The sequence below is a fragment of the Hoylesella buccalis ATCC 35310 genome (assembly GCF_000177075.1).
Taxonomy (GTDB): Bacteria; Bacteroidota; Bacteroidia; order Bacteroidales; family Bacteroidaceae; genus Prevotella; species Prevotella buccalis.
The window spans coordinates 46,119-57,937 of record NZ_ADEG01000087.1 but is presented as its reverse complement, the minus strand read 5'-3'; the positions used below and the strand labels follow the sequence as shown (position 1 = coordinate 57,937).

Sequence of the window (11,819 nt, the reverse complement as noted above, 5' to 3'; positions counted from 1 at the left end):
TGAGTATTGTTTAATTAGAAAGTTACATTCATGCCAAGTGTAAAGGTCCGGGCTCTCGGATAGGAGAAGAAAGTCATGTTTTGTCCGAAGTGATTGCCTTGCGAGGTCGCTTCAGGATCATAGCCCTTGAAATCTTTCGAGCAAAGCAACCAAAGATTCTGACCACTTACATACAGTCTCAAAGCATCAATGCCCAGCTTGCCACATGCTTCTTTACCAAAGGTATAACCTAACTGCAACATGTTCAGGCGCAGGTAAGAACCATCCGTAATCCATGCCGAGTCAATGGTGGTATCTTGTCCAGCATGACCATTGTTAGCCATACGAATCATTTGTTGCATCGTTTCTGGATTCGTTCCGTCGTAAGCACCATACAGGATGTCCTTTAACCCATTGGTCAATCCAAAGCGGTCATAGGTAGAGTGGAAGAACTGTTGCATGGTCTCAACGCCAGCCACAAACTGCCAATCCATCGTGAAGTCCCAGTTGCGATACTTCAGGTTGTTAATCCAGCTGCCTGTCCAGTTGGGGAATCCCTTACCCAATACCTCTTTCTTGGCCGAACGATTGGGGCGTCCAATCTGCTCTACCGAATAGCGTTTCTTGCCCACGGCATCTTTCGAGCAAAGATTATTATTGAAGTCTTCGGCGGTCCATACCACGTTCTCTTGCATCTCTTTCGTTATCACGCCATAGCGACGGTAACCATAGAAGCTTCCCATACTTTCGCCTACACGAAGAATCGACTCTGAACCACCTACCCAGTACATCAACTCGATATCCTCGTCATTATCTCCGAGATGGAGTATCTTGTTCTTGTTGTAGTTCGTGTTGAGGGTGGTCTGCCATGTGAAGTCATTCGTGCGGACAGGATAAGCAGAAATCATGATGTCGAGTCCGGAGTTCTTTACAGAACCGATGTTCTTGTAGATTGATGAGAAACCCGTGAAATGAGGAACTGGGCAATCCAACAACAAGTTTGTCGTCTTCTTGGTATACCATGATAAATCAAGATTCAGCGCATTGTTGAACAAACCTAATTCGAAACCAATGTCAAACTGTGCTGTCTTCTCCCATTTCAACTCAGTATTTGCCATCGAACTCAGTCGATAGTAGGAAGAACGGGAACCGTTAAGGAGTAGTGTTCCTGCATTAGTACGAGCCAACGAACGGTACGTACCAATCTCAGAGTTACCGGTCAGTCCATAACTGGTATGGAATTTCAAGTTGCTCACGGCTGTGACGTCTTTTAAGAAATCTTCCTCAGAGGCAATCCATGCTAAACCGGCAGAGGGGAAGAAAGCGTATTTGTTGTTCTCACCAAATTTGGACGAACCATCATAACGCCCCGTCACCGTTGCTGAATAACGATCCATGTAGGTATAAGCCAAACGGAGGAAATACGAGTTCATGGCCCACTCGTCAATGTTCGATCTTGGTGACTCTGGGTTGGTTCCAACGCCCATGTTGTTATCTTCAAAGAAGTCGTCGGTGAAACCTTCTGTTACCGCACCGTTGGCCCGCGAGGTGTAGCCAGTCCAAGAAAGACCCAGCATACCGTTGAAACGATGACGGTCAACGGTCTTGTTGTAGGTTAGGTATGTTTCCTCCTGCCAGTACAGGTTGCTGTAATGTGAGTATTCAGCTCGGCCATTAGGCATGGAGATATTGTTCAGCGTTGTGGCGGCATAGCGACGGTAGTCAATGCCGTGCCAGTCGATACCCAACTGTGTTTTCAAATCCAGGTTAGGCAACAGATGGAATGTTAAAGCCGCATTGCCAAAGATTTGTGTGTTATAGTACATACGTTTTTGCTGTTCCAGAATCATGGCAGGGTTTGACATTCCTTCAAATCCATAGTTCATCTTAGGTGACGTGGCCGTGGTATAGTTGCCCGTGTCAGGTTCTCTTAACGGCAGCCACGGCAGCATTTCAATCATGGTGCGGCGCGCTTCCTGACCACCACCGTATGCATCGGTGAAACGACCCCACATGTGGTTCACCAACAAGTTGACACCTGTTGTCAGCCAGTTGGTAGGATTGGCATCATAAGCCATCTTGGCGCTCACACGCTTGTTCCATGTATTGTTCATGATGCCTTGATAATCAGAGTAGTTCAAGAATGCACCCATCGACGATTTGGCCCCAGCTTGCTGAATGTTCACCTGGTGGTTGTGCGAAATGGTCGTGCGGGTGGCTTCGTCCTGCCAATCGGTATCATACAGCGGATTACCATTGGCGTCGAAATAGTTGCGGTCGGTAAACCAGTCGGTACGATTCAGTGACCACTTCTTGCCGTTATAAGTGTTTTCGTTCTCCAGACCTTTCATCCAAGCGTCGGTCCACTCTTGTGCATTCAGCAAGTCCATCTTGCGTGCGATGCTGCGCATGCTTACCGAACCCTGGTAACTAATCTTCGTACCGGTATCGCCTTTCAGGCCTCGCTTGGTGGTCACCATAATCACGCCATTAGCCCCACGCGCACCGTAAATGGCGGTGGCCGAAGCATCTTTCAGCACTTCCATCGACTCGATGTCGTTAGGATTTACCAGGGCGAAGTCGCTCATCACCACGCCATCAACCACATATAATGGGTCCGAACTGGCATTGATGGTGGCCATGCCTCGAATAATCACGCGGGGCTTGGAGGTGGCTATGTCTTCTGAATTGGAGAACACGTTCACACCAGAGGCCTTGCCGCGAAGGTTGTCCAATGCAGAGAAATTCTGCGACTTGGTGAGCTCTTCACCCTTTGCAACAGCGATGGAGCCCGTCACGTCCGACTTCTTCATCACGCCATAACCTACCACGACAACGTCGTCCAGCATCTGACGGTCTTCCACCAGCACCACGCGTAGGGTAGAAGATTGTCCTGCATTGACGGTTTGTGTTTGATAACCAATGTATGACACTTGTATCTGACTTCCTGCAGGTACATCCACGACACATTGACCATTGATGTCGGTAGACCCGCCCGACTTGGTTTCCATCACCAGCACACTGGCACCGATGATAGGTTCGTTGGCGTCATCGACTACCGATACCGTCACCTTTCGCATGTTTTGCTGTAACAGAGAAGCGTTGCCGCTTGGGGTGTCAGCGGCAGACACGGTCTCAAATGGCACGGCACAGATTGAAAGCGTGCAGACTGAGAATAAGATCAGCGAACGATTCTTCGCTTTTCTTAAGATTCTGTTTTCTTTAATCATTGTAAATTTAGGTTTTAGTTTTTAATTACGGCCACCTATCCATTCAAGTAACCTGCTGAGCACCTACATGCTTCACATGAAGACAAGTTTGAATGGGGCTGTTTGGGTGTAGCATGATTTACTGTAATAGATGAATTAGCCAAAGCAAAATTAACGAATAATCTCATCAATAGCGCTGGATAGAGTCATTTCTTGAATAAATTTTACTTAAATTAACTAGTTGGTTGCGTATTTCAGCATGCCACACCGGTATGAATGTTCTTGATAACCTACCGCTTCTTTTTTGTCGCTAATTTCACCGAATGTCTGTCGTTTAACAAACGCAATGCTGGTATGGCCATTGCCTGTCAAATAGAAAAGTATTGCTTTTATTTGGGTCGAACTGATAAAATGTTTATCTTTGCACACCCACGCAACGCTGCGACAAACACTGATTTGCTCCCATAGTTAAATGGATAGAACGTAGGTTTCCTAAACCTTTGATCCGGGTTCGATTCCCGGTGGGAGTACTTTTCGCAAACTATCAACGCCAACCTGCTGCGCGTGTAACCTTTTTTAGTCTCTCTAAAAGTTACAATTTGATAGTTTGGTGGTTCAAAATAGCGTTGTAGCCACTAGCATTCCCTTTAACTTATTTGTTTCCTTCTGTCTCAGAAAAACATGTTCCGCCTGGCTTTTCTCAGGTTGGAGTCACTCCCAGATGCTGCGAACTGTTAAACTTTCTTAACAAATAGGGGGGGGTAAAAATATTACATAAATTCTAAATACTTTTGAAGAGTTTACAAACTTAAAAAAGGCTTAATGATGGCAAGAAAACATTTTTACACATTATTAATTACGTGCCTCGCACTGCTGTCCTCCGTCACAGCCAAGGCTGGTAACAGGGAATGGACAGTAAATCCGAACAATTCGAAAGAATTGTTGTACACGTACAGGACAGGAAATTATACCTATGGCGGTTATAACATCTACGGTGAAATTACATTTTCATTTGTCAACGAGCGTGTGAATCGTGAAGCTAACGACAACTGGAAAGATTTTCACATGCGCATAGGAACCGTTGAAGAGAATGGCAAAACATATCAAACGTCTGGAAATGTTAAAGTTGTAGGAACTGATGCCAATGGAAATCGGTATTATTTACCAAATTATTGTCACTTTCATTATTACAACTCAAATATTAATGAAGATAAGAATGACTTGGTAGAATTTAATGATTTTGTAGTTCAAGGCGGTGGCTGGTGGGATATGGATGTGCAAAGCAGTATTAAATTATTCTTCCAAGACTACACTGGTAAAGTTCTTGAAGTAGTACGCATCCCTCGCCCCATCGATAATACAGTTAAATGCTACAGTACCACCGAAGGCTCACTACTCGCTGATCAAAAACTATTAGTGCGTCACTATCGCACCAACCTTTTGAATCGCTATAATAGTTTTAATCAGCACATGAACAAAGGCGTGATGTTTGTGAAGAGCAATGGCGACGGTACATATCTTTTCGATCCTGTATGGGAAGAATTCAAAACCACTGATGCAAACAAAAATCAATATGCCCGAAACACATACAAACAAAACGCTTTAGGATGGACAGGACAAGTTAGTAGCGACAAGGTTGTCGTAGCTCCCAAAGGCGCAGATGGAAAATATCGTCTTTCCATAAATGCACTCATACCTGTTGCTACAGTCGAAGAACAAAAGGACCGTTTAGCCTATTCACTGTTCCAAGCCATTGTACGTGCACCAAAAGGTGCTAAGGTCCGAATGAGTATCAAGGCTTGGGACTATCTATATAAAAAGTACAACTTGGTTGAAACAGATGGTGCCGTTGTAGCAGGGGTTGGTATTGACGACAATCCCGATCTTACAAAGAATACTGCATACGGCACGGTTAATAAACATGGTCGCGTAGACTATCTAAAACGTGATGCTAATGGTGGGTGGTTGAAATTGGAATTTCCAGCTAGAATGACTCAGAAAGAAAACATTCAAGGGCAAGAAATGGAATCGAGAGGCTACATGATTCTCACTTCTGACCAACCTTTTGAGGTGAGCGACATTTTTATGCTGTGGCGTCCCAATCAGCCTGGATACTACCAAACATCTGCGAATTACACCCCCAATAATATAGGTGATGATGATATTAACACATCGTACGTTGATCTGACAAAAGAAAAAAAGTTCAGCCTCTTTGACCGAGGAGACAATCTCAATCGTGTGGTAAAGGTTAATGCAAACACTACCTTTGCACTTGAAGGGCACGAACACCCTTGCAACGTCTTAGTAGAAGGTAAAAATATGCCGCTGCTTTATCTTACTGACCGTGGTGTGCTGACAAACGACAACGGCTCATACAAAGCAAATACCGGCGTATGGTTGAACAAAGACAAGAAACAATACATGGAGAGCGGCTATACCTTCGGTGTAAAGGAAGGCTTTACGGCTGATAAGGTATGGTTCGACCGCAACTTTGCCCGTAGACAAGATGCTAACGGCAAATATCACAGCATGTCCACCGTTTGCTTACCGTTTGACATGGATCAAAACGACCTTAGGAAATTCAATGTAGAAAAGGCCTACACCTTCAAATCTGCCAACAGCAACACCGCAACATTCGAGGAGGTGACCTCTACTAAAGCAGACACACCTTATTTGATAGAACCGAATGCGGCTATCGAAACAGCTAACGAAAAGCCTATCGAGTTTCTCAACAAGCAAATCCCAGCCAGCAAGATTGCGGATGGTGACTTTATCGGCACTTACCAATATCGCAACTTGCCTGCCTCCAAGGACGGATATCGTAATTACATCTTCGGTTTCAACACGCAAAAGTTCAATTATGTCAAGTCTAACGGTGCTTCGTTTAAGCCTTTCCGTGCCTACCTGCGCTCCAAGCAACCAGCTGGCAGCTTGGCGAAGAGTATCGAATTCAAAATTTGGGATGGATCGGTGACGGGTATTGAGCAAATCGATACTAAGGATAACACACCATCACATGCACCCATCTACACCATCGACGGACGCATGGTTAGCCCAACGGGAAATCTACAACTCCTCCCTCAAGGCATCTACATTCAGAACGGAAAGAAAATCATTAAATAAGCAAACAAATGAATAAGATATATCAACAACCCCTCATCAACATAATTAAAATCAACGCCGAAGACCTATTGAAGAAAGTAGTAGTAGCATCGGAGCCAGACGAAGCAGCAGGAGCCAAGAAGGCCGACTTCGACTACTCGGAAGACGAGGACTGGGAGCAGAATCGATGGTATGATGGTGGAAAATAAACATGTGCGTGGTGCCTGACAGAAGGTAAACCCACACACATCCATCAAGTAGGAGGTAAACGTTAATCATCAGCGTTTACCTCCTACTGTTATTTTTACCCGGCAATCTCTTCAGTGTTGCAGTGCAATGCATAGGATGGAAACAAGGAAGGCAATGCCCAGGAAGATTGGTTATTCAAACATTTGGTTTTTCACCTGATTATTCTGCCCCAATGATTTTCTTGATTTCGTTGAGTTTGTTCAATGCCTCCATGGGCGTAAGGTTATTGATGTCAAGACCGAGTATCTCGTCACGAACCTGACAAAGCACGGGGTCGTCCAGCTGAAAGAAGCTCAACTGCATGCCTTCCCTGCTCTCTTCCAAGCGTTTCACGCTGGGTTTGCCCACCGAACCCACCTCGCTGTTATCAGCTTCCAGCTGTTTCAAGATTGCATTGGCACGTTTGACGATGCTTCGAGGCATGCCCGCAATCTCGGCCACATGAATACCAAAGCTGTGTTCTGAGCCGCCACGTTCCAACTTACGCATAAAAATCACTTTGCCATCTGCCTCTTTCACACTCACATTGTAATTGTGAATCCTCGGGAAATGCTTCTCCATTTCGTTCAATTCATGGTAGTGTGTGGCAAAAAGCGTGCGCGCCCGAGCCCGCGGTTGCTCGTGCAAGTACTCCACAATCGCCCAGGCAATGGAGATACCATCGTATGTTGACGTTCCCCTACCCAACTCATCGAAGAGCACCAGCGACCTGTTGGTGACGTTGTTCAGGATATTTGCCGCCTCTGTCATCTCCACCATGAAGGTTGATTCACCCAAGGAGATATTGTCAGAAGCCCCCACTCGCGTGAAAATCTTATCCACCAAACCTATCTTCGCACGCTCCGCAGGCACGAAACATCCTATCTGCGCCAATAGTACTATTAATGCCGTTTGGCGCAACAGCGCCGACTTTCCAGCCATATTGGGTCCGGTAATCATCATGACCTGCTGTTTCTCCGTATCCAAGTAGATGTCGTTAGGCACATATGTCTCGCCTAAGGGCAGCTGCATCTCAATGACTGGGTGACGACCTTGCTTGATGTCAAGTACGTCGGTGGCGTCTATTTGCGGACGCACATACTGGTTTTCCTCCGCCACCTGTGCAAAGCCAAGCAGACAATCCAAATGGGCTATCAGGTTGGCATCAAGCTGTATCTGCGGAATGTACGGCTGCATGTCGACGATGAGTTCACGAAACAGCTTGTCTTCCAACATCATGATGCGCTCGTCAGCTCCCAATATTTTCTCTTCATAAGCCTTCAGTTCCTCCGTAATGTAGCGTTCTGCCTGTGCCAATGTTTGCTTGCGAACCCAATTCTCCGGCACTTTATCCTTATACATATTGCGCACCTCGAGGTAATACCCAAACACGTTGTTATATCCCACCTTCAGCGACGCGATGCCCGTTTGCTCAACCTCACGCTCCTGTATCTGTATCAGATAATCCTTACCGTTGCGCGATATTTGTCGCAGCTCATCAAGTTCGGTATCATAACCATCGGCTATCACCCCACCTTTGTTCACCAACAGGGGCGGATCGGGTTGTATCTCGTGTTCAATGCGGTCGCGAATGATCTCGCAAAGCTGCAACTGTTCGCCAATTCTCCGCAAGCTCTCGTTCGATGCTTTCATGCAGGCAGCCTTCACGGGTTGTAGGGCTTGCAGCGCATTCTTCAGCTGTACCACCTCTCGGGGCGACACTCTGCCCACAGCCACCTTTGAGATAATGCGCTCAAGGTCGCCAATGCGCTGAAACTGCTCACCCACCAACTGTCGGAAATCGGGGTCTTTGAAGAAATAATCCACCACATCCAAGCGTTGTTGAATGGGCGTTACGTCCTTCAACGGAAACACCATCCAGCGGCGAAGCATTCGTCCTCCCATGGGTGTGATGGTCTTGTCGATAATATTCAGCAACGACCGTCCACCCTCTTGCATGGTGTCAATCAGCTCGAGCGAATGAATGGTAAACTTGTCCAACCGCACATAGCGTTCTTCTTCGATGCGGGCAAGCGACGTGATGTGCCCGATATTGGTATGTTGGGTAATCTCCAAATACTGCAAAATGGCACCCGAAGCCACGATACCGCTTTTCATTTGCTCTACGCCAAAGCCTTTCAACGACTTGGTACCAAAGTGTTTCAGCAGTCGTTGGCGTGCACTCTGCTCGGTAAACACCCAGTCTTCCAATTCAAAGACACAGTATTTGGTGCCAAAATGGGTATCAAAATCGCGCTTGTTGTTGTGGTCGTACAACACTTCCTTGGGCGCAAAGCTGCCCAATAGTTTCTCCACATAGTCATAAGTACCCTCACCTGTGAGAAATTCGCCCGTCGAAATGTCCAGAAAACTCACGCCGCAAGCCGCCTTACCAAAATGCACCGCTGCCAAGAAGTTGTTTTCCTTGTAGTTCAACACATTATCCCCCATCGCCACACCTGGCGTCACCAACTCGGTAATGCCACGCTTCACCATCTTGTCGGTAGCGGAAAGTCCCTTCTTACCTTTCAGTTCTTCTCGCTTTTTCTTAGGGTCTTCTAATTGGTCGCAAATAGCTACGCGCTTGCCTGCCCTTATCAGTTTAGGCAGATATGTATCAAGAGCGTGGTGCGGAAAACCAGCCATAGCCGTTTCGCCACTATTGCCCCCATTGTTTCTTTTCGTGAGCGTGATGCCCAAGATGCGCGAACCCTCAATGGCATCATCGCCATACGTCTCGTAAAAGTCGCCACACCGAAAGAGCAACAGCGCATCGGGATGCTGCCGCTTCATGCTGAAAAACTGCTTCATCATTGGTGTAAGACCTTTATCTTTCTGTGCCATAGGGGAATATTTCTGTTGAATTTACAAAGTTATCAAAAAACGATTGGTAGGCAAAATAATTGAGTTATTTTTAGAATCTTAAAAAAGTCTTGCTCCTTTATCCCAAATTTTACCAAACTGTCATTATCGTTACTGAATTCCTATGAGCTTATGTAATTGCAAAGACAGTTTCCATTGGGGGTGTGTTTTCACAAACTGAATTGCTTGCTGCATAATTTCTTTATTCCTCAATTCATCGCCCACGTCACAAGGTTGCACATATCGTTCCTCCGACTCGATGCCAAATGTGCTTATCGGGTGTATGCCGTCATACACCACCTTTATCTCGTTGGCTTGCTTAATATGCACGTCTCCAGCTTCTATAAATGCCTTTTTTGGCGAACAGGTTACCCAATCAACACCTTTAGGAATGGGATGCGTGCCATTTGTTTCCATCGAAACATAATAACCATGTATATGAAAAAGCTGCAACAGTTCAGGCGTTACTTGCAAAGTAGGCTCTCCTCCAGTGATGACAACAAAGTGACAGGGCGCATATTGTTGCACGTTTTCTATAATTTGTTGTGCTGACATTTCCGTAAACGTATCAAAATTCGTATCGCAAAACCAACAGTGTAGATTACATTTAGCAAACCTTACAAACACGGCTGCCCTACCTGCATGATGTCCTTCGCCCTGCAGTGAGTAAAATATTTCGTTAACCTTATAGGTGCGCGCGTCGCAATTCATTTCCGGCTATATTTACATGACGAGGTTTTCTATACCCACTATCTTTGTTTCGTCTATCGCCTGGGCCACGTTTCCTTCGCTTTCTTGCACCTCTGCCTTATAACACTCGTCGAATTGATTAACGACCCATCGCGCAATATTCTCCGCTGTAGGATTATAGGGAATGACGTCGTTGATGTAAGCATGGTCTAATTGATCGTGAATAGCCTTTTTGATGTGCGTAAAATCGAACACCATCCCATCGGCGTTCAATTTGTCTTTCTTAAATAGATACACGGTAATTATCCAGTTGTGTCCATGCAAACACTGGCACTTGCTTTCGTAAGAGAGCGAAAGCCGGTGAGCGGCACTAATTTCCATACGTTTGGATACGCAATAAATCATATTTCTTGATGTTACCAGTAGGCGTTGAAAGAACCGCATGGGTTCTTTCTTCACCTCTTTTAATTTCTATTTGTTATCAATGCCTTTTTAGTCTTCGTATGGCGTGTCGTCATTGATACCTGCAAATGCCAATGCTTCTTTGCGCTCAACGCATGTCCCACATTTGCCACACTGCTTATCTCCTCCCTTATAACACGACCAAGTTTCGGCATAATTGATACCCAGTTTTTTACCTCGCAAGGCTATCTCGCCTTTGCTAATCTGCGTATAAGGTGCTAAAATGGTGATACCCTCAAAGGTGCCAGCAGCCATGGCTTGCGAAAAACTATCAATAAACTCTGGTCGGCAATCGGGGTATATGGTGTGATCGCCGCCATGGTTTGCAATCATCACATATTTCAAATGGTTGCTTACAGCTAATCCGCAACCCACAGCCAGCATGATTCCATTGCGAAAAGGGACTACTGTCGACTTCATGTTCTCTTCCTCGTAATGTCCTTCGGGAATGGCGTCATCACCTTCCAGCAGACTGCTTTTGAAATAATCGTGCATAAACGACAAGGGAATGACGATGTGCCGTATGCCTAATCGGTCACAATGCATCTTTGCCAAGGGTATTTCTTTTTGGTTATGATTGCTGCCATAATCGAATGAAACGCCTATTGCTATACGCTGCTGGTACTCGTAAAGCATGGTGATGGAATCCATGCCACCACTCACAATAATCAAACTGTCTTTTTCCATTTTATTCCTTTCCATTCTTGTTATCCCCATGATGTCTTTCTGCCTACGAAGACAGATAATCTACTAAGTTGTTCACCAAGGGGTGGTGTACAACCAATACCTACGTTTTTTCTTTATCAATAACTCCGCTAATTCTCATTTAGTCAGTTAAAAATAAGATGGTTGATTCATGAATTTCAGTTCATTCCGCATCTTATGCGCACACACCAAACCAAAAGTTACTTAGTCATGTTATCAAAGAACTCCTTGGCTGTCCGCGGATAGCCGCATAAGCATTCGCTCATATTTTTACGAACTATAGTGAAATTGTTATAGTGGCTTTATCAAATGCTTTTGCAAAAATACGAAATGAATCTGAGTACAGCAAGCAAAATGTCAGAAACCATCCCGTCAAACGGTAAGGAAAGAACATGAAAAACAGCAGTGGTCCTCTTTTTCAGGGTCATGTATTCCTGTGGCCCCTTGAGCAAAAACAGCCACTGCATTATGTAGGTGAAGACAGCTCATGATAATGAATTTTCTTGACAACGCACCGCTTCATATTTCGCTTATTTCAAAACAACTTTGGTTGTTGGTGCAAATTCGCCCAAAATAGGCCGT

General features: G+C 45.4%; 7 protein-coding genes and 1 tRNA gene. 3 read left to right on the top strand and 5 right to left on the bottom strand.

Annotation, left to right across the window (positions count from 1 at the left end; translation table 11 throughout):
• Positions 1–14: 14 nt before the first annotated feature.
• Entirely contained in the window at positions 15–3,209 is a 3,195-nt protein-coding gene (locus HMPREF0650_RS09365) for a SusC/RagA family TonB-linked outer membrane protein (RefSeq protein WP_040563060.1), read from the bottom strand.
• A gap of 437 nt (positions 3,210–3,646) precedes the next feature.
• Between HMPREF0650_RS09365 and HMPREF0650_RS09355 the strand changes: the two genes are divergently transcribed.
• The 3 genes from HMPREF0650_RS09355 to HMPREF0650_RS09345 all read left to right on the top strand — a co-directional run bounded on the left by HMPREF0650_RS09355 (position 3,647) and on the right by HMPREF0650_RS09345 (position 6,499).
• A tRNA-Arg gene (locus HMPREF0650_RS09355) sits at positions 3,647–3,718 on the top strand.
• A 292-nt stretch (positions 3,719–4,010) separates the two neighbouring features.
• Positions 4,011–6,311, top strand: a complete 2,301-nt coding sequence (locus HMPREF0650_RS09350; protein WP_004350295.1) for a hypothetical protein — start codon at positions 4,011–4,013, stop codon at positions 6,309–6,311.
• A gap of 8 nt (positions 6,312–6,319) precedes the next feature.
• Positions 6,320–6,499 (top strand): hypothetical protein, encoded by a 180-nt coding sequence (locus HMPREF0650_RS09345; protein WP_040563057.1) that lies wholly within the window; start codon positions 6,320–6,322, stop codon positions 6,497–6,499.
• Positions 6,500–6,698: 199 nt separating this feature from the next.
• Here the strand turns inward: HMPREF0650_RS09345 and mutS are convergent, their stop codons facing one another.
• The 4 genes from mutS to queC form a co-directional block, all read right to left on the bottom strand.
• Positions 6,699–9,362, bottom strand: a complete 2,664-nt coding sequence (gene mutS / locus HMPREF0650_RS09340; protein ID WP_004350291.1) for a DNA mismatch repair protein MutS — start codon at positions 9,360–9,362, stop codon at positions 6,699–6,701.
• A gap of 129 nt (positions 9,363–9,491) precedes the next feature.
• On the bottom strand, positions 9,492–10,091 hold the full coding sequence (locus tag HMPREF0650_RS09335) for a 7-carboxy-7-deazaguanine synthase QueE (RefSeq protein WP_004350289.1): 600 nt from the start codon (positions 10,089–10,091) through the stop codon (positions 9,492–9,494).
• A gap of 12 nt (positions 10,092–10,103) precedes the next feature.
• Entirely contained in the window at positions 10,104–10,472 is a 369-nt protein-coding gene (locus HMPREF0650_RS09330; protein ID WP_050774866.1) for a 6-pyruvoyl trahydropterin synthase family protein, read from the bottom strand.
• Positions 10,473–10,562: 90 nt separating this feature from the next.
• Complete coding sequence (queC, locus tag HMPREF0650_RS09325) at positions 10,563–11,234, bottom strand: 7-cyano-7-deazaguanine synthase QueC (RefSeq protein WP_245543492.1); 672 nt, start codon at positions 11,232–11,234, stop codon at positions 10,563–10,565.
• Between the last annotated feature and the right edge of the window lie 585 nt (positions 11,235–11,819).

Excerpts from the sequence above, each read along its gene's own strand:
- HMPREF0650_RS09350 (WP_004350295.1), top strand. The coding sequence starts at position 4,011 with ATGATGGCAAGAAAACATTTTTACACATTATTAATTACGTGCCTCGCA.
- queC (WP_245543492.1), bottom strand. The coding sequence starts at position 11,234 with ATGGAAAGGAATAAAATGGAAAAAGACAGTTTGATTATTGTGAGTGGT.
- mutS (WP_004350291.1), bottom strand. The coding sequence starts at position 9,362 with ATGGCACAGAAAGATAAAGGTCTTACACCAATGATGAAGCAGTTTTTC.
- HMPREF0650_RS09345 (WP_040563057.1), top strand. The coding sequence starts at position 6,320 with ATGAATAAGATATATCAACAACCCCTCATCAACATAATTAAAATCAAC.
- HMPREF0650_RS09335 (WP_004350289.1), bottom strand. The coding sequence starts at position 10,091 with ATGAATTGCGACGCGCGCACCTATAAGGTTAACGAAATATTTTACTCA.
- HMPREF0650_RS09365 (WP_040563060.1), bottom strand. The coding sequence starts at position 3,209 with ATGATTAAAGAAAACAGAATCTTAAGAAAAGCGAAGAATCGTTCGCTG.